The organism is Pseudomonas sp. MYb541 (assembly GCF_037479595.1).
Taxonomy (GTDB): domain Bacteria; phylum Pseudomonadota; class Gammaproteobacteria; order Pseudomonadales; family Pseudomonadaceae; genus Aquipseudomonas; species Aquipseudomonas canadensis.
On the sequence record NZ_JBBGYS010000011.1, the window covers coordinates 47,714 to 66,349 of the forward strand.

The following is an 18,636-nucleotide window of genomic DNA, read 5'->3' on the forward strand; positions in this document are numbered from 1 at the left end:
TCAGCGTTCATCACTGGTCGGCACTGCCTGGTACTCGACATCGTTCAGGCAGCACAGCCAGGAACGGCATCGATGAATGAAGGCTTGCGGTCATTTTTCGTTGCGCCTCAGGGTAGCCTTCCGGAAAAGCGCCTCAAGACGATCGAACAAGGTCTCCTTGGAAAAATGCTCAAGGTAGTAACGCCTGCCCAACGAGCCCATACTCTCGAGCTCGGGCTTGGGCAACGCACCCATGGTGCGCACAATATTCGCGAGTCCCAGGGCATCGCCAGAACCACACACCATGCCAGCACCCGACCCGGCAACAACGTTGGCCGCCTCGCCGTCAATCATGGCAATGACGGGTTTTCCCGATGCCAGATAAGCCTGGACCTTACCCGGGATGGTTTTCTCGAAAACGTCATTAGTCCTCAACGACACCAACAAAGCGTCCGCAGCGGCGAACAGTGCCGGCATTTTTTCCAGCGGATGCCTTCCGAGCAGCAGGACGTTATCCATTCGGTTCTCCGCCACATGCTTGGTCAGCCATTGACTGGCCCGGCCATCCCCCACAATCACCCAGCGCACAGGCAGGTCCGTCTTGACCGCCTTGACTGCCGCCATGATCGCTGGAAAATCCTGTGCGTCACCAATGTTGCCGGCAAAGAGGATCGTAAACACCGTATCGTCGCGCTGCAGCAGTTCAGAAGGCGCTTGCACCTCCCCCGAAAAATCATCCTCGGCCCAGCTGGGGAAATACACCAACCGATCTGCGCCCATTGCACGCGTGCAGTATTGCTTGACGTTCTCATCGAACGAACGTGACTGCAACAGCAAGTAATCGGTACGGTTGTAGATCCAGGACACCACCTTGCCAACCAGTCTAAGCAGCCGAGGGCTTTCGATAACCCCCACCGCCCTGAGACTTTCCGGCCACAGGTCCAGTACCCAGATGAACACCGGGGCCTTTTTCAAGCGCCCCAGCACCAGGGCTGGGATTGCTCCCATGATTGGCGACACACCATATACAAAGATCGAATCGAACGACTGGCCGCGCAGTTTGTAACTGCCAACGATAGAGGCACTGCTGAAAAACGAGAGGTAATTCATGGCCAGCGTGAAGTTGCCCTTGCCTCGCGCCAGCATCGGCACACGGATAACGCGAGCCCCCCGATAACTGGAGAACTGCGCGGGATCACGCCGAAAATCAGCAAAGACCTGCCCTTCCGGATAATTAGGCAAGCCGGTGAGCACCGTCACCTCATGGCCTTTGGCGACAAAGCCTTCGACCATGTTGTTGATGCGCATGTTTTCGGGCCAGAAGTACTGGGTCACCACCAATATCTTGAGTGGCTTTTCCTGGGAGAGCCTGTCCAATCAATATTGCTTCCATACGGTGCGCATGACGTAGTCACGGTAGCTATGGATAATCCGCACGACCTTTTCAGCGACATTGGGCATGCTGTAATCGGCGACAAGCCGTAGCGTCCGTTCTTGCCCCGATGCCTGGCTTTCCAGAAGCTGCAAGCCTTGCATGGCACGCTCGACCTCCAGGCCGACCATCATGACAGCCGCCTCTTCCATCCCTTCCGGCCGCTCATGGGCTTCTCGCAGATTCAGCGCGGGGAAATTGAGGATCGATGACTCTTCGTTGATGGTGCCGCTGTCCGACAGCACCGCTTTGGCTGTCAGTTGCAACTTGTTGTAATCCTTGAACCCCAACGGCTTGAGCAATTGCACATTCTTGTGGAACTTCACACCCATGGCATCGACGCGCTTTTGCGTACGAGGGTGAGTGGTCACGATCACCGGCAAGTCGTAATTGGCAGCGACGGTGTTCAACACTTCGACCAATTTGAGGAAGTTCTTGTCGGAATCGATATTCTCTTCGCGATGCGCACTCACGACGAAAAACTTGCCGGCCTCCAGGCCGAGCCGCTCCAGTACATCCGAGGCCTCGATGCCATCGCGGTAGTAATTGAGCACTTCAAACATAGGACTGCCCGTCTTGATCACCCTGTCCGGCGGCAGCCCTTCGCTCAACAGGTAATCACGCGCAATGCTGCTGTAGGTCAGGTTGATGTCAGCGGTGTGATCAACGATGCGGCGATTGATTTCTTCAGGCACGCGCATGTCAAAACAGCGATTGCCGGCTTCCATGTGAAATGTCGGGATCTTGCGGCGCTTGGCCGGAATCACAGCCATGCAGCTGTTGGTATCACCGAGGATCAGGAGGGCTTCGGGCTTCACGTCCTCCAGCACCTGATCCACCGCAATGATCACGTTGCCGATCGTTTGCGCACCACTTGCGCCGGCAGCGTTGAGAAAATGGTCAGGCTTGCGAATGCCAAGATCCTGGAAAAAAATCTCGTTCAATTCGTAATCGTAGTTCTGCCCGGTATGCACCAGGATATGTTCACAGTGCTCGTCAAGCTTGGCCATCACCCGCGACAGGCGAATGATTTCAGGGCGCGTCCCCACAACCGTGACAACTTTCATTTTTTTCATTTCAACACTCTTCCAGAATCATTGGCATCGGAGCCGTCCGCCCCATGCATTGCCTGACGCGCCCATGCTCAGGCTTGAGTACCCACCGGCATTGCAAAGGTGTCCGGGCGCTCACGATCAAAGATCTCATTGGCCCAGAGCATGACAATCATCTCTTCCTCCCCGACATTGGTAATGTCGTGAGTCCAGCCAGGCACCGTTTCCACTATCCGCGGTTGCTCACCCTCAGTAAGCAGCTCATAAAACTCCCCAGATACTATATGGCGAAAGCGAAAGCAGGCCTTGCCTTTGATTACCAGGAATTTCTCGGTCTTGGAGTGGTGATAATGACCGCCCCGTGTCACGCCAGGGTGGGCGGTGAAATAGGAAAACTGCCCACTGTCCCGGGTCTTCAGCATTTCAACAAAAACGCCGCGTGGATCACCGTACTTCGGAACGTCGTAGGTAAATTGCTCGACCGGCAGGTAACTGACGTAGGTGGAATAAAGTGCTCGCACCAGGCCTGTGCCAACGGCCTCGCTGATCAGCGTGTCGCGACTGTCGCGAAACGCATGCAGCTGATCCGCTAACTCCCCCACAGAAATGCTATACACCGGGGCAACCTGATCAACTGAATCGTGAGGCGAGCCCGTGTCCATTAGCTGGGTGAAACAGTCGACCACATCGTCGATGTAAACCAGGCTGACCATCGCGTGTCGATCATTGACCTGGATCGGCAGGCCTCGGGTGATGTTGTGGCAGAAAGTCGCCACGGCCGAGTTGTAATCAGGCCGCGCCCATTTTCCGAACACGTTGGGCAGGCGCAGAACATGAACCCTGGAACCGTGGCTCGCCTGTAGATCATGCAATGCATGCTCAGCAGCCAGTTTGCTGATGCCGTAGGGATTATCGCGATCAGCCTGGGTCGAGGAGGTATAAAGCACTGGAGTGGGCTTGCCACTCATCTTGATTGCGTCGCACAGAGCCTGGGTCAAATCAGCGTTGCCAACCTTGAACTCCTCGGACGATTGCGGACGATTGACCCCCGCAAGGTGGAAGACAAAATCAACCTCGGCAACCAGCGCGGGCAATTGAGCGATGTTGTTATCACGGGTAAAGGCAACCACGTCGGTATCACTGCGCTCACTTAAATGCGCTATCAGGTTCTTACCGACAAACCCGTTGGCGCCGGTGATCAGTACCTTCATCACTCACTCCTCCGGCGTAGCGAGTTCGCCACGCTGGATTGCCTTCATGAACTCGAGTTTGAGCAGCAGCCGTTGCATGCCGGCCACATCCAACCGCTCAGTGTTATGAGAGTTGTAGTCTTCTGTGCGAGAGATTTTTTCTTCGCCCTGCTCTACAAATTTTGAGTAGTTCAAGTCACGTAGGTCGGGCGGAATGCGGTAGTAATCGCCCCTGTCTTCAGCGCAAGCCATTTCTTCACGGCTCAGCAGCGCTTCAAACAGCTTTTCGCCATGACGAGTACCGATGACCTGGATAGGATGCTCAGGCTTACCGACCATTGCGGTCAAAGCCTTGGCCAGGGTTTCAACTGTCGCCGCTGGTGCCTTCTGAACAAAAAGATCACCGTTGCAGCCGTGCTCGAAAGCATACAACACCAAGTCCACGGCGTCCGACAGCGTCATCATGAAGCGCGTCATGCTCGGATCAGTCAACGTCAATGCCTGACCTGCACGAATCTGTTCGATGAACAGAGGAATCACAGAACCTCGTGAAGCCATGACGTTACCGTAGCGAGTACCGCAGATAACCGTCTTTGCATCATCCACGTTACGGGATTTGGCAACCATGACTTTTTCCATCATTGCCTTGGAGATACCCATGGCATTGATCGGGTAGACAGCCTTGTCGGTGCTCAGGCAAACCACTCGCTTGACCGAATTCTGGATCGCGGCTTCCAGGACATTCTCAGTGCCAATAACGTTGGTCTTGACCGCCTCCATGGGATGAAACTCACAGGAAGGCACCTGCTTCAGAGCAGCAGCGTGAAAAATGTAATCCACGCCGCGAGTGGCATTGAGAACGCTCTGGTAGTCGCGCACATCACCTATGTAAAACTTCAGCTTGGTGTCGGCATAACGCTTACGCATGTCGTCCTGCTTCTTCTCGTCGCGACTGAAGATGCGGATTTCTGCGATACCACTGTCGAGGAAACGCTTGAGGACGGCGTTGCCGAATGAACCGGTGCCACCGGTGATTAGAAGCGTTTTTCCGCTGAACATAGTAAGTCCTAAAGCAACGCGCACATCACGACAAGCTTCTAGTCGGCCACTCACCTCAATGCCTGCAGAACAACAAAGCCAATCTGCCGCCCCGGAATGCTCAACGGTGAAGAGGTTCAAGGAAAACGTCGAAGCTCGTTAGCAAACAGCCCGAAAAATAAGCTTGGTGTGGTGCAGTTAAAGATGAAGGGTATGGAAATTGGTGGCTATTTTAAGGCCTGCATCCTTAAAGTCAAAAGCGAACACGGATGCGTGAGAACATGCCCAAACGGCAATGAGAGGATGGGCACCAGACTCGACACCCTAGGGAGATTAACGCTGACTGGTTATTGATGTGACATGACGGAAGATTTCATACGGATAAACGCTAAACGACTTCATCAGAGCAGTAACCCCCCCCCACCTTAAAATAGGAGGACTAGCTCGCCCTTATGTCAGGCTGCGCTTGCCGAGAGGATAAAATGCCGCATGGTTCAAGCATAAGACTACGGCAACCCCCAAGCACATATCGATCAGGCCTTCTGACGTATTCTCTTACGGCCAAGCACCACACCTAGTGCAGGCCCAACAATCATTCCCACGAGTAACGCCAGTAAGGTGAAAACTGAAACAGGTAGCTCAACCGTGGACCAGCCGAAAAACGACAGTGTCGCACCTTGCTGATTCTCGAGCACAAAAAAAACGACAACGAGCGCGAAGAACAAAACAGATACAATCGATGCAAAGCGCGCAAGTCTAGACATAACATTCTCCTGAAAGTCGATCAGACGCCTTCTTCCTCGTCTTCGTTCACACGATCACGCAATTCCTTACCCGGCTTGAAGTGAGGTACGAACTTGCCGTCAAGACTGACGGACTGGCCGGTTTTCGGATTACGGCCCACACGCGGCGCGCGATAGTGAAGGGAAAAGCTCCCAAACCCACGGATCTCAATGCGATCCCCGGTCGCCAGGCATTGGGACATTTGCTCAAGCATGGTCTTGATAGCCAGCTCGACATCCTTGGATGAGAGCAGCCCTTGATGGGTGACAATTCGTTCGATCAACTCCGACTTCGTCATATTTTTCCCTTCTTTTTCAAGCAGCTAGGAAAAGCGCTCCGAAGGTTTTAGCATGACTTGATGAATTTGAACAGCCCATGCATAAACTTATCTGCTGGTTGAATACCCCCCCGCATTGAAGGTGCTATTCGTTCAATTGCAGATCACCAGCATCGTCCGCGTCACTGCGCCGGCAGGGTTCCAGCCAAAGAGAGAGTCACCCTCTTCATCCTGGGCATCACTGGACCTGGTGATGACCTTGTAGCCTTGCATCTTGCACTCTCGAGTGGCGCGCTTCTCGCACTTCTGCCAGTTGTTGCCAAGCCCTGAGCAGTCGATCTCGATGCCACTGACGCCGCGCTTGGCATGGGTCTTGGCGCTGGTAGCGGAGCAGCCTGCGAGCATTACCACGGCGAGTACTACGATAAGCCTGATCATTCAAATCCTTACTGAAGCTACAACACGGGAACCGCTTTTTTCTTAAGACTATAGCTAGTTCTGACACTGAGCTGAACGCCTTGGTTCTAGGTTGTTGATTCAACGAATTTCAAGCACAAAAAAGGGCGACCGAAGTCGCCCTTTCTACAGCTTTACAGAACTTAGCTCTGTTTAGCCATTGCTTCGCGCAGCAGGGAGGCCATGGTGGTCTCGCCTTGTGCAGCTTCCGGAGCAGATTTCAGGCTCTGAATAGCTTCTTTCTCTTCAACTTCGTCTTTCGACTTGATGGAGAGTTGGATTACGCGGCTCTTGCGATCAACGCTGATGATCTTGGCTTCTACTTCCTGGCCTTCTTTCAGAACGTTACGCGCATCTTCAACGCGGTCACGGCTGATTTCGGAGGCTTTCAGAGTCGCTTCGATATCGTCGGCCAGAACGATGATGGCGCCTTTGGCGTCAACTTCTTTCACAGTGCCTTTAACGATTGCGCCTTTGTCGTTCTCTTGAACGTACTCGGAGAACGGATCGCTTTCCAGTTGCTTGATACCCAGGGAGATACGCTCGCGCTCTGGGTCAACCGACAGGATAACGGTGTCCAGCTCGTCGCCCTTCTTGAAACGACGAACAGCTTCTTCGCCCACTTCGTTCCAGGAGATGTCGGACAGGTGAACCAGGCCGTCGATGCCGCCGTCCAGACCAATGAAGATACCGAAATCGGTGATCGACTTGATGGTGCCGGAGATTTTATCGCCCTTGTTGAACTGGCCAGAGAAATCTTCCCATGGGTTAGATTTGCACTGCTTGATGCCCAGGGAGATACGACGACGCTCTTCGTCGATGTCCAGAACCATAACTTCCACTTCGTCGCCGACTTGTACGACTTTCGAAGGGTGGATGTTTTTGTTGGTCCAGTCCATTTCGGAAACGTGCACCAGGCCTTCCACGCCTTCTTCCAGCTCAGCGAAGCAGCCGTAGTCGGTCAGGTTGGTAACACGCGCGGTAACGCGAGTGCTTTCTGGGTAACGGGCTTTGATAGCAACCCATGGATCTTCACCCAGTTGCTTCAGGCCCAGGGAAACACGGTTGCGCTCGCGATCGTATTTCAGAACCTTGACATCGATCTCGTCGCCAACGTTGACGATTTCGGAAGGATGCTTGATACGCTTCCAAGCCATGTCGGTAATGTGCAGCAGGCCATCCACGCCACCCAGGTCGACGAATGCGCCGTAGTCGGTGAGGTTTTTGACGATACCTTTGACTTGTTGGCCTTCCTGCAGGGATTCCAGCAGAGCTTCACGCTCGGCGGAGTTCTCTGCTTCCAGGACGCTGCGACGGGAAACGACAACGTTGTTGCGCTTCTGGTCGAGCTTGATGACCTTGAATTCGAGTTCTTTGCCTTCCAGGTGCGTGGTGTCGCGCACAGGACGAACGTCGACCAAAGAACCTGGCAGGAACGCACGGATGCCGTTAACGTCGACAGTGAAGCCGCCTTTAACCTTACCGTTGATAACGCCCTTGACCACTTCTTCAGCTGCGAAGGCTGCTTCGAGAACAATCCAGCATTCAGCGCGCTTGGCTTTTTCACGGGACAGCTTGGTTTCACCGAAACCGTCTTCAACCGAGTCCAGAGCAACGTGAACTTCGTCACCGACATTGATTGTCAGATCACCAGCATCGTTGTAGAACTGTTCCAGCGGGATCAGAGCTTCAGACTTCAGACCAGCGTGAACGGTTACCCAGCGAGCTTGGTAATCGATATCAACGATAACACCGGTGATGATGGAGCCTGCCTGAAGGTTCAGGGTTTTTAGGCTTTCTTCAAAGAGTTCCGCAAAGCTTTCGCTCATTTTAATTCCTGTTGATAAGGGCGAAGAATACGCCCATCTCCACACCCCAGACGGTGTGGGTCAGTTTCAGTTAAAAGAAGCCACCGCAGGACTATGACTGGTCCCCTGCGGCCTTCTTGATCACCCGGTGATATCGCGAATGGCGATTTCACTCAAGATGCGTTCCAGCACCTGCTCGATGGACAACTCCGTGGAATCCAGCTGTATGGCATCAGCCGCCGGTTTGAGCGGGGCTACTGCGCGCTGGGTATCACGCTCATCGCGTGCACGGATCTCATCTAGCAGACTCGACAGACTAACACCATCGACTTTGCCCTTCAACTGCAAGTAGCGGCGGCGAGCCCGCTCCTCGGCGCTGGCGGTCAGGAAAATCTTCAACGGCGCCTCGGGAAACACCACGGTTCCCATATCACGGCCATCGGCCACCAGGCCCGGCGGCTCTTGAAAAGCCCGCTGACGCTGCAGCAGCGCATCACGTACGGCCGGCAGCGCGGCAACCTGGGACGCCCAGGAGCCGACCTGCTCGTTGCGCAGGTCATCTGTCACATCGTCCCCTTCAAGGATGATGCGCTGGGGATGACCTTCCGTCGCGCCGACGAACTGCACATCAAGGTGCGCCGCCAGCAGCTTCAGGGATTCTTCGTTGGTCAGGTCGACGCCATGGTTGCGTGCGGCGAACGCCAGCAGGCGGTACAGCGCGCCAGAATCCAGCAGGCACCAGCCCAGGCGCTTGGCCAGGATGCCGGCGATCGTGCCTTTGCCCGAGCCGCTTGGCCCGTCGATGGTAATCACCGGTGCTTTGATATTCACAATTGAGCCTCTTGGGCAACACGGATGCCGACGTGGGCACACAGTGTAAGAAAATTCGGAAAAGACGTAGCAACATTGGCGCAGTCACGGATACGAATCGGCGCCGCCGCCCGTAGGGAAGCCACGCTGAATGCCATGGCAATCCGGTGATCGCCATGGGCATGCACTTCACCACCGCCCATCAGGCCACCCTCAATGATAATCCCATCAGGGGTCGGTTCACACTTAACGCCCAGCGCCAACAGACCGTCGGCCATGACCTGGATACGGTCGGACTCCTTCACCCGTAGCTCTGAAGCGCCACGCAACACCGTTCGTCCCTCGGCACAGGCCGCGGCGACGAACAACACTGGAAACTCATCGATCGCCAACGGCACCAACGCTTCAGGAATCTCGATTCCCTTCAACGCTGCCGCTCTTACGCGCAGATCCGCGACAGGCTCTCCACCCACCTCACGCTGGTTTTCCAGGGTGATATCCGCGCCCATCAGCCGCAGGATATCGATCACGCCGGTACGCGTCGGATTGACACCCACATGCTCCAGCAGCAACTCAGAACCCTCGGCAATCGAAGCCGCCACCAGAAAGAACGCTGAAGAAGAAATATCCCCCGGCACTTCTATATGGGCAGCCGTCAGCGCATGACCGGACTCCAGCGATGCCGTCGCGCCCTCCACCGCCACCGGATAGCCAAAGCCGCGCAACATGCGCTCGGTATGGTCGCGGGTCGGCGCAGGCTCGGTCACCGCGGTTTTGCCTTCAGCGTACAACCCGGCCAGCAATAGGCAGGATTTGACCTGGGCACTGGCCATCGGCATCGCGTAAGCCAGGCCTTTCAACGACTGGCCACCACGAATGGTCAGCGGCGGACGCCCTTCTGGCCCGGTCTCGATCACTGCACCCATTTCCCGTAGGGGCTTGGCTACGCGATTCATCGGGCGCTTGGACAGGGACGCATCGCCAGTCAGCACACTGTCGAAACTCTGCGCTGCCAGCAAACCCGACAGCAGCCGCATGGAAGTGCCGGAGTTACCCAGGTAAATCGGCCCCGGCGCCGGTCTCAGGCCATGCAGCCCTACGCCATGAATGGTCACGCGCCCATGGTGCGGGCCCTCAATCACCACGCCCATGTCGCGAAATGCCTGCAAGGTCGCCAGGGCATCTTCACCTTCAAGGAAACCTTCGACCTCAGTCACACCCTCAGCCAACGAACCCAGCATGATCGAACGATGGGAGATTGACTTGTCGCCCGGCACCCGAATACGCCCGCTCAAGCGGCCACCCGGTTCGGCGAGGAAGGTCAACTCATCAGCGTTCACTGCGGTTTCCATGTAGGCCCGGCGCGCCAGGATCTTGCTGAAATGCTCACGCGCCACCCGCGCACGGGTGAACACGCCCAATAATTGATGGCCATCTCCGGCATCAACCGCGTCGCGCAAGGCGTCGAGGTCGCTGCGGAAGGTGTCCAGGGTGCGCAACACCGCTTCGCGATTGGCGAGGAAGATGTCGTGCCACATCACCGGGTCGCTGCCGGCAATCCGCGTGAAATCACGGAAGCCACCGGCGGCGTATCGGAAAATCTCGAGGTTTTCGTTGCGTTTGGCCAAGGAGTCCACCAGGCCGAATGCGAGCAAATGCGGCAGATGACTGGTCGCGGCCAGCACTTCGTCATGACGCTCGACCTGCATATGCTCGACATCCGCGCCCAACTCACGCCACAAACGATCCACCACCGCCAATGCAGCCGGATCGGTTTGCTCCAGCGGCGTCAGGATGACTTTATGGCGACGGAACAACTGCGCATTGGACGCCTCCACCCCGCTCTGCTCGGAGCCGGCAATCGGATGCCCCGGCACAAAACGCGCCGGCATACCACCAAAGGCCCGTTGCGCCGCGCGCACCACATTGCCTTTGGCACTGCCGACGTCCGTCAGGATCGCCTGGCCCAGGTCCATGCCCGCCAGTACGGCGAGCAATTTCTCCATGGCCAGGATCGGCACGGCCAACTGGATCACGTCTGCGCCCTGGCACGCGAGCGCCAGGTCCGCCTCACAGCGATCCACCACGCCCAACTCAACCGCCAACTTGCGCGATTGCGGGTCCAGGTCCACACCGACCACTTCGCCACACAGCCCGCTTTCACGCAGGCCCTTGGCGAAGGAGCCGCCGATCAATCCCAGACCGACCACCACCAGGCGACCGATCATAGGCACAGCAGGTTGCAATGCAGTGACATCAACCACGGGCCAGAACCTTGGCCAGCGCCTCCAGGAAGCGGGCGTTTTCTGCCGGCAGGCCGATGGTGATGCGCAGGTGGTTCGGCATGCCGTAGTTGGCGGTAGGACGCACGATCACGCCTTCGCGCAACAGGCCCTGGAACACCGGCGCAGCTACTTGGCCGAGGTCGACACAAATGAAGTTGCCCTTGGACGGAATCCAACCCAGGCCCAACTCACGAAAGCCTTCCTGCAGTTGCAACATGCCGCTTTCGTTGATGCGACGACCTTCTTCCAGGTACTCGGCATCCTTCACCGCCGCACAGGCCGCCGCCAGGGCGAGGCTGTTGACGTTGAACGGCTGGCGCACACGGTTCAGCACATCGGCAACTACAGCGGTGGACAGGCCATAGCCGACCCGCAGCGACGCCAGGCCATACGCCTTGGAGAACGTACGCGAGACCAGCAGGTTCGGGTACGCCGCCAGGTAATCCAGGCCGTTCGGCAAATCACTGCCTTCGGCGTATTCGATGTAGGCCTCGTCCAGCACAACCAGCACGTGTTCCGGCACGTCTTGCAGGAAGTCATTCAGCGCTTGCGCGTCGAACCAGGTGCCGGTCGGGTTGTTCGGGTTGGCGATAAACACCACGCGGGTCTGGGCGTCGATCGCCGCCAGCATCGCTGGCAGGTCGTGCCCCCAATCCTTCGCAGGAACAACGCGCGCATCAGCACCGACCGCCTGGGTCACGATCGGATAGACCGCAAACGCGTGCTCGCTGAACACCGCATTCAAGCCTGGGGCCAGGTACGCACGACCCACCAGCTCAAGAATGTCGTTGGAGCCATTGCCCAGGGTGACCTGGTTCAACTCGACCCGGCACGTTTGCGCCAACAGCGACTTGAGGGCAAAACCGTTGCCATCGGGGTAGCGGGTCAGTTCAGCCAGCTCTTCACGAATCGCCGCCAACACTTTAGGGCTCGGGCCCAGCGGGTTTTCGTTGCTGGCCAGCTTGACGATGTTCGCCGGATCCAGGTTCAACTCACGCGCCAACTCGTCCACAGGCTTGCCCGGAACGTAAGGCGACAGTTGTTGCACGCCCGGCTGAGCCAGGGCGAGGAAGTTGCCACTCATGTTAAAGCCTCACAAAACCGCTTTCGGGTAAGAGCCCAGCACTTTGAGTGCCACAGCCTCCTGACTGATTTTCTCCAGCACACCTTTGACCAGCGGGTCGCGGTGGTGGCCGATGAAGTCGATAAAGAACACGTAAGTCCATTTACCGCTGCGCGAAGGACGAGTCTCGATGCGCGTCAGGTCAATCCCGTTGTCGTGGAACGGCACCAGCAGCTCATGCAGCGCGCCGGGCTTGTTGCTCATGGAGACGATGATGGACGTCTTGTCGTCGCCCGTTGGCGGCACTTCCTGGCTGCCGATCATCAGGAAACGCGTGGAGTTGTCCGGGCGATCCTCGATTTTCTCGGCCAGGCGCGTCAGGCCATACAGGCCCGCTGCCATATCACCGGCGATGGCCGCCGAGTTCCACTCACCCTTGACCCGCTTGGCCGCCTCGGCATTGCTGGACACCGCCACGCGCTCAACATTCGGGTAATGCGCGTCCAGCCACTTGCGGCACTGAGCCAGGGACTGGGCGTGGGAGTAGATACGGCTGATGCTGTCGGTCTTGGTGTTCTCGCCCACCAACAGGTGATGGTGGATACGCAGCTCGACTTCGCCGCAGATCACCATGTCATGTTCGAGGAAGCTGTCCAGCGTGTGGTTGACCGCGCCTTCGGTGGAGTTTTCCACCGGCACCACGCCAAAGTTCACCGCACCGGCCGCCACTTCACGGAACACTTCGTCGATCGCCGCCATTGGCTTGCTGATCACCGCGTGGCCGAAGTGCTTCATGGCCGCCGCCTGGGTGAAAGTACCCTCAGGACCGAGGTAAGCCACTTTCAGCGGCTGCTCCAGGGCCAGGCAAGAAGACATGATTTCACGGAACAACCGCGCCATCTCTTCGTTGCCCAGCGGGCCTTTATTGCGCTCCATGACACGCTTGAGCACCTGGGCTTCACGCTCCGGACGGTAGAACACCGGCACTTCGCCTTCAGCCAGGGACGCCATCTTCACCCGTGCCACTTCCTGGGCGCACCGCGCGCGCTCGCTGATCAGTTCCAGGACTTTCTCGTCCAGGCTGTCAATGCGTACGCGCAGGGCCTTGAGTTCTTGCTCAGACATTAGCCGTGTTCCTTTTCGAACTCTGCCATGTAGGCAACCAGCGCGTTGATGGCGTTGATGTCGACAGCGTTGTAGATGGAGGCGCGCATGCCACCGACCGATCGGTGCCCCTTGAGGTTCAGCAGGCCACGCTCGTCGGCACCGGCCAGGAATGGCTTGTCCAGACGGTCGTCAGCCAGGCGGAACGGCACGTTCATCCACGAGCGGTCAGTCAGGTTGATCGGGTTGCTGTACAGGCCGCTGGCGTCGATGAAGTCGTACAGGGTGCGCTTCTTCTCTTCGTTCAGCTTGCCCATGGCGGCGACACCGCCCTGCTCCTTCAGCCACTCGAAGACCAGGCCGGACAGGTACCAGGCGAACGCAGGCGGGGTGTTGTACATCGAGCCGTTATCGGCCGCGACCTTGTAGTTGAGCATGGTCGGGCACAGCGAACGGGCGCGACCGAGCAGATCTTCACGGATGATGTTGACCAGGATGCCGCTCGGACCGATGTTCTTCTGCGCGCCGGCGTAGATCATGCCGTACTTGGACACATCGATAGGGCGCGAGAGGATGTCCGAGGACATGTCGCACACCAGCGGCACGTCACCCACTTCCGGCACCCAGTCAAACTCCAGGCCGCCGATGGTTTCGTTGGCAACGTAGTGAACGTAGGCAGCATCCTTCGACAGCTTCCACTCGTTCTGACCGGGAATGCCGAAGTAGTCGTACGGCTTGGCGGTACCCGCGACATTCACGTGACCGTAACGGGAAGCCTCTTCAATGGCCTTCTGGCCCCAGATGCCCGTGTCGATATAGTCAGCCGTGCCGTCTTCCGGCAGCAGGTTCAGCGGGATCTGGGCGAACTGCTGGCTGGCGCCGCCCTGCAGGAACAGCACTTTGTAGTTGGATGGGATGTCCAGCAAGTCGCGCAGGTCCTGCTCGGCCTTGGTGGCGATGGACACGAACTCATCGCTGCGATGGCTCATTTCCATCACGGAGAGGCCTTTTCCATGCCAGTCGAGGAGTTCACCCTGCGCGCGCTGCAGGACTGCTTCAGGAAGCGCCGCGGGACCGGCACAGAAGTTATAGGCTCTCTTGCTCACATCCAATCTCACTCTGATCTGGTGGGGCTGCAATCATGTTCGGTAACGCTCCGTTTCCGGAGCGGACCGTTGTGGGAGCTGGCTTGCCTGCGATACAGGCGCCTCGGTACGTCAGTGATACCGTGGTGATGCCATCGCAGGCAAGCCAGCTCCCACATGTTTCAAAGGGGACAAACAACAAGGGGGCGAATCTTCATCCGCCCCCTGTGTGTCCGCTTATTCCTGCGGTTCTTCTTCGTCTGCGGCAGCATCGAGGGTTGGCTCGTCGACGTTGTCATCGCCGGCTGCGATCACCTCGCCGTCAAACTCCTCACCTTCCAGCTCCTCGCCTTCGACTTCCGACGGCTCCTGGACACGCTCCAGGCCGACCAGTTTTTCGTCCTTGGCCAGCTTGATCAGGGTCACGCCCTGGGTGTTACGGCCCAGGCTCGACACTTCGGCCACACGGGTACGTACCAGGGTGCCCTGGTCGGAAATCAGCATGATTTCCTCGCCGTCGAGCACCTGGACCGCGCCGACCAGACGGCCGTTGCGGTCGTTGCTGACCATGGCGATCACGCCCTGGCCGCCACGCTTGTACTCCGGGAACTCGCTGATGGCCGTACGCTTGCCATAACCACGCTCGGAAGCGGTGAGGATCTGGCTGCCTTCTTCCGGGATCAGCATCGAAATCAGCTTCTGCCCTTCCGGCAGACGCATGCCGCGCACACCACGAGCGGTACGGCCCATGGCGCGAACGTCAGATTCCTTGAAGCGCGTGACCTTGCCGCCGTCGGAGAACAGCATGACTTCACGCTCGCCATCAGTGATAGCAGCGGAGATCAGTACGTCGCCCTCGTCCAGCTCCAGGGCGATCAGGCCCACACTGCGCTGACGGCTGAAGGATTCCAGCGGGGTCTTCTTCACGGTGCCTTTGGCGGTGGCCATGAAGATGAAGTGACCTTCGGTGTATTCCTCGACCGGCAGCATGGTGGTGATGTACTCATCACTGTCCAGCGGCAGCAGGTTGACCAGCGGACGACCACGGGCAGCGCGGGACGCTTCCGGGATCTCGTAGGTTTTCAGCCAGTACACCTTGCCCTTGCTGGAGAACAGCAGGAGCGTGGTGTGGCTGTTGGCGACCAGCAGGTGAGCGATGTAGTCCTCATCTTTGACGCCAGTAGCCGATTTACCTTTACCGCCACGACGCTGGGCCTGGTACGCAGCCAATGGCTGGGTCTTGGCATAACCGCCGTGGGAGATGGTCACCACGCGCTCTTCTTCCGGGATCATGTCACCCAGGGTCAGGTCGAGGCGCGCATCAAGGATCTCGGTGCGACGCACGTCGCCGTATTCGGCGCGGATCACTTCCAGTTCTTCGCGGATCACTTCCATCAGGCGCACGGCGCTGCTGAGGATGCGGATCAACTCGCCGATCTGGTTGAGAATCTCCTGGTACTCGGCCAGCAGCTTTTCGTGCTCCAGGCCGGTCAGGCGGTGCAGGCGCAGTTCCAGGATGGCCTGGGCTTGCTCTGGCGACAGGAAGTACTTGCCTTCGCGCAGACCGTATTGCGGGTCCAGGGTCTCTGGACGGCACGAATCGGCGCCGGCACGTTCAACCATGGCCACCACGGCGCTGGATTCCCAAGGCGTGCTGATCAGCGCTTCCTTGGCTTCCGACGGGGTTGGCGAGGCCTTGATCAAGGCGATAACCGGGTCGATATTCGACAACGCCACAGCCTGGCCTTCCAGGATGTGCCCACGTTCGCGGGCCTTACGCAGTTCGAACACGGTACGGCGGGTGACCACTTCGCGGCGGTGGCGGACGAAGGCTTCCAGCAGATCCTTGAGGTTCAGGATGCGCGGGCGGCCGTCGATCAGTGCAACCACGTTGATACCAAACACGCTTTGCAACTGGGTCTGGGCGTAGAGGTTGTTGAGGATCACCTCAGGCACTTCGCCACGACGCAGCTCGATCACCACGCGCATACCGTCTTTGTCGGACTCGTCGCGCAGCTCGGTGATGCCTTCGAGCTTCTTCTCTTTGACCAGCTCGGCGATCTTCTCGATCAGACGCGCTTTGTTCAGCTGGTACGGGAGTTCGGTGATGACGATCTGCTGACGGCCACCGACTTTGTCGATGTCTTCGATCATCGAGCGGGCGCGCATGTAAATGCGGCCGCGACCGGTGCGGTAGGCTTCGATGATACCGGCGCGGCCGTTGATGATCGCGGCGGTCGGGAAGTCCGGACCGGGGATGTATTGCATCAGCTCATCGACGGTCAGCTCAGGGTTGTCGATGAGGGCCAGGCAACCGTCGATGACTTCACCGAGGTTGTGCGGCGGGATGTTGGTCGCCATGCCCACGGCGATACCGCTGGAACCGTTGACCAGCAGGTTGGGGATCTTGGTCGGCATGACCGCCGGGATCATTTCGGTGCCGTCGTAGTTCGGCACCCAGTCCACGGTTTCTTTATGCAGGTCGGCCAGCAGCTCGTGCGCCAGCTTGGTCATGCGCACTTCGGTGTATCGCATGGCCGCGGCGTTGTCGCCGTCGACCGAACCGAAGTTGCCCTGGCCGTCTACCAGCAGGTAGCGCAGGGAAAACGGCTGGGCCATCCGAACGATGGTGTCGTACACCGCAGTGTCGCCGTGGGGGTGATACTTACCGATCACGTCACCGACAACACGGGCAGATTTCTTGTACGGCTTGTTCCAGTCGTTACCCAGCTCGCTCATCGCGAACAGCACACGCCGGTGCACGGGCTTCAAGCCATCGCGCGCATCAGGCAGTGCCCGACCGACAATTACGCTCATCGCGTAGTCGAGGTAGGACTGTTTCAGCTCGTCTTCGATATTGACCGGGAGGATTTCTTTGGCCAGTTCGCCCATGAGAAGCCTGATTCCTTTTTCGGGTGAAACCTCGTCACATCCATATGGGACGAACGAAGCTCGCCGCTGCCGGCAGAGTGCCTGACAACGACTTACGACAAATCAACGAGTTATGACACGGATCTGCACGTTATAGGCCACCCCTCGGGGTAACCCTGGAAACCGCCGGATGTTATCACAATCGCCGCCACGCACCTATCCCCCTGATGCGCATGGAGCATAGTAAGTTGACGGATGACAGGCTTGAGGGCGACGAGAGGGGCTCAGAGCTGGATCCAAGCCCGTTTCCGGAGGCAAATTGGCTTAATGCAGGCGCTTACGGCACATCAACTTGGCCAGCTTGGCGGTGTCCGGCCGCTCGACCACGCCTTTTTCGGTCACGATCACGTCGATCAGGTCGGCCGGAGTCACGTCAAACACCGGATTGTAGGCACTCACATCGGCTGCGAAACGCCGGCCGGCGACTTCCAGCAACTCGCCGGTATCGCGCTCTTCCAGGGCGACATCATCGCCAGTGGCCATCATCAGGTCCAGGGTCGAACTCGGCGCCACCACCATGAAGCGCACGCCGTGGTGCATTGCACACACGGCCAACTGGTAGGTGCCGATCTTGCTGATCACATCGCCATTGGCGGCAATGCAATCGGCCCCGACGATCACCCAGGTCACGCCTTTGGTCTTGAGGATGTGCGCGCCAGCCGAATCGGCATTCACCGTCACCGGGATGCCCTCGCCCGCCAGCTCCCAGGCGGTCAGCCGCGAACCTTGCAGCCAGGGCCGGGTTTCATTGGCGTAGACCTGCTCGACCATGCCTTCCAGATAGGCCGCACGAATCACCCCGAGCGCCGTACCGACACCGCCGGTCGCCAGGGCGCCTGCGTTGCCGTGAGTGAGGATGGCCTGGGCATTGCCCTGGTGCTTGCGGATCAGCTCGACACCCAACTGCGCCATGGTGAGGTTGGCTTCGCGATCACTTTCATGGATGGCAATGGCTTCTGCCTCCAGCACCGCCAGCGGATCGGCGTGTTTTTTGACGCGGTCCAGGCGGTCGCGCATGCGTTTCAACGCCCAGAACAGATTCGACGCGGTGGGTCGGGTATCGGCCAGCAGTGCATAGTCTTCTTCCCATGCGGCCTGCCAGTCACCACCCTCGGCGATGCGCTCACGGGCGGCCAGCACTAAGCCATAGGCGGCACTGATGCCAATGGCCGGCGCACCGCGCACCACCATTGAACGAATGGCGGCCGCCACTTCATCGACCGTCACGCAGGCCACCCAGCTTTCCCGGGACGGCAAGGCACGCTGATCGAGCAGGAACAGCGCGCCATCACGCCAATCGATGGCCTTCACTTTCTCCGCTGCCAACAGTCGATCGCGCATCC

15 protein-coding genes are annotated in these 18,636 nt (G+C 58.3%); all 15 read right to left on the reverse strand.

Annotated features, from left to right (window positions below; translation table 11 throughout):
* Window positions 1-90: 90 nt before the first annotated feature.
* Window positions 91-1,356, reverse strand: coding sequence for a glycosyltransferase family 4 protein (locus WH299_RS09075; protein WP_339550095.1), 1,266 nt, complete (start codon window positions 1,354-1,356; stop codon window positions 91-93).
* The gene (gene wecB, locus WH299_RS09080; protein ID WP_339550096.1) at window positions 1,357-2,487 is read right to left on the reverse strand and encodes a non-hydrolyzing UDP-N-acetylglucosamine 2-epimerase; all 1,131 of its coding nucleotides are present in this window, start codon (window positions 2,485-2,487) and stop codon (window positions 1,357-1,359) included.
* A 68-nt stretch (window positions 2,488-2,555) separates the two neighbouring features.
* A complete protein-coding gene (gene wbjC / locus WH299_RS09085) occupies window positions 2,556-3,674 on the reverse strand; it encodes a UDP-2-acetamido-2,6-beta-L-arabino-hexul-4-ose reductase (RefSeq protein WP_339550097.1) in 1,119 nt (372 codons plus the stop codon).
* 3 nt (window positions 3,675-3,677) lie between these two features.
* Window positions 3,678-4,712 (reverse strand): polysaccharide biosynthesis protein, encoded by a 1,035-nt coding sequence (locus WH299_RS09090; protein WP_016975325.1) that lies wholly within the window; start codon window positions 4,710-4,712, stop codon window positions 3,678-3,680.
* Between the two features lie 512 nt (window positions 4,713-5,224).
* Window positions 5,225-5,455 (reverse strand): lipopolysaccharide assembly protein LapA domain-containing protein, encoded by a 231-nt coding sequence (locus tag WH299_RS09095; RefSeq protein ID WP_122725079.1) that lies wholly within the window; start codon window positions 5,453-5,455, stop codon window positions 5,225-5,227.
* A 20-nt stretch (window positions 5,456-5,475) separates the two neighbouring features.
* Entirely contained in the window at window positions 5,476-5,772 is a 297-nt protein-coding gene (gene ihfB / locus WH299_RS09100; RefSeq protein WP_003218804.1) for an integration host factor subunit beta, read from the reverse strand.
* 132 nt (window positions 5,773-5,904) lie between these two features.
* Complete coding sequence (locus WH299_RS09105; protein ID WP_122725077.1) at window positions 5,905-6,189, reverse strand: hypothetical protein; 285 nt, start codon at window positions 6,187-6,189, stop codon at window positions 5,905-5,907.
* A 161-nt stretch (window positions 6,190-6,350) separates the two neighbouring features.
* A complete protein-coding gene (rpsA, locus tag WH299_RS09110; protein ID WP_339550098.1) occupies window positions 6,351-8,036 on the reverse strand; it encodes a 30S ribosomal protein S1 in 1,686 nt (561 codons plus the stop codon).
* A 120-nt stretch (window positions 8,037-8,156) separates the two neighbouring features.
* On the reverse strand, window positions 8,157-8,846 hold the full coding sequence (gene cmk / locus WH299_RS09115; RefSeq protein ID WP_028619473.1) for a (d)CMP kinase: 690 nt from the start codon (window positions 8,844-8,846) through the stop codon (window positions 8,157-8,159).
* A complete protein-coding gene (locus tag WH299_RS09120; RefSeq protein ID WP_256656649.1) occupies window positions 8,843-11,053 on the reverse strand; it encodes a bifunctional prephenate dehydrogenase/3-phosphoshikimate 1-carboxyvinyltransferase in 2,211 nt (736 codons plus the stop codon). The genes cmk and WH299_RS09120 overlap by 4 nt, the downstream gene beginning before the upstream one ends.
* Window positions 11,054-11,081: 28 nt before the next feature.
* A complete protein-coding gene (gene hisC, locus WH299_RS09125; RefSeq protein WP_339550099.1) occupies window positions 11,082-12,194 on the reverse strand; it encodes a histidinol-phosphate transaminase in 1,113 nt (370 codons plus the stop codon).
* A gap of 9 nt (window positions 12,195-12,203) precedes the next feature.
* Window positions 12,204-13,298 (reverse strand): prephenate dehydratase, encoded by a 1,095-nt coding sequence (gene pheA / locus WH299_RS09130; RefSeq protein ID WP_003172650.1) that lies wholly within the window; start codon window positions 13,296-13,298, stop codon window positions 12,204-12,206.
* Window positions 13,298-14,383 (reverse strand): 3-phosphoserine/phosphohydroxythreonine transaminase, encoded by a 1,086-nt coding sequence (serC, locus tag WH299_RS09135; protein ID WP_339550100.1) that lies wholly within the window; start codon window positions 14,381-14,383, stop codon window positions 13,298-13,300. Before serC ends, pheA begins: the two co-directional genes overlap by 1 nt.
* A 216-nt stretch (window positions 14,384-14,599) precedes the next feature.
* Window positions 14,600-17,254 carry a DNA gyrase subunit A gene (gene gyrA, locus WH299_RS09140; RefSeq protein WP_005786294.1) on the reverse strand — a complete coding sequence of 885 codons (2,655 nt, stop codon included), beginning with the start codon at window positions 17,252-17,254 and terminating at the stop codon, window positions 14,600-14,602.
* 303 nt (window positions 17,255-17,557) lie between these two features.
* Window positions 17,558-18,634, reverse strand: coding sequence for an S-methyl-5-thioribose-1-phosphate isomerase (gene mtnA / locus WH299_RS09145; protein ID WP_122725069.1), 1,077 nt, complete (start codon window positions 18,632-18,634; stop codon window positions 17,558-17,560).
* Window positions 18,635-18,636: the final 2 nt, after the last annotated feature.

Coding starts and splice junctions, on each gene's coding strand:
- rpsA (WP_339550098.1), bottom strand. CDS start 8,036: ATGAGCGAAAGCTTTGCGGAACTCTTTGAAGAAAGCCTAAAAACCCTG.
- ihfB (WP_003218804.1), bottom strand. CDS start 5,772: ATGACGAAGTCGGAGTTGATCGAACGAATTGTCACCCATCAAGGGCTG.
- pheA (WP_003172650.1), bottom strand. CDS start 13,298: ATGTCTGAGCAAGAACTCAAGGCCCTGCGCGTACGCATTGACAGCCTG.
- hisC (WP_339550099.1), bottom strand. CDS start 12,194: ATGAGTGGCAACTTCCTCGCCCTGGCTCAGCCGGGCGTGCAACAACTG.
- WH299_RS09095 (WP_122725079.1), bottom strand. CDS start 5,455: ATGTCTAGACTTGCGCGCTTTGCATCGATTGTATCTGTTTTGTTCTTC.
- mtnA (WP_122725069.1), bottom strand. CDS start 18,634: ATGCGCGATCGACTGTTGGCAGCGGAGAAAGTGAAGGCCATCGATTGG.
- gyrA (WP_005786294.1), bottom strand. CDS start 17,254: ATGGGCGAACTGGCCAAAGAAATCCTCCCGGTCAATATCGAAGACGAG.
- wecB (WP_339550096.1), bottom strand. CDS start 2,487: ATGAAAAAAATGAAAGTTGTCACGGTTGTGGGGACGCGCCCTGAAATC.
- WH299_RS09090 (WP_016975325.1), bottom strand. CDS start 4,712: ATGTTCAGCGGAAAAACGCTTCTAATCACCGGTGGCACCGGTTCATTC.
- WH299_RS09105 (WP_122725077.1), bottom strand. CDS start 6,189: ATGATCAGGCTTATCGTAGTACTCGCCGTGGTAATGCTCGCAGGCTGC.
- WH299_RS09120 (WP_256656649.1), bottom strand. CDS start 11,053: ATGATCGGTCGCCTGGTGGTGGTCGGTCTGGGATTGATCGGCGGCTCC.
- wbjC (WP_339550097.1), bottom strand. CDS start 3,674: ATGAAGGTACTGATCACCGGCGCCAACGGGTTTGTCGGTAAGAACCTG.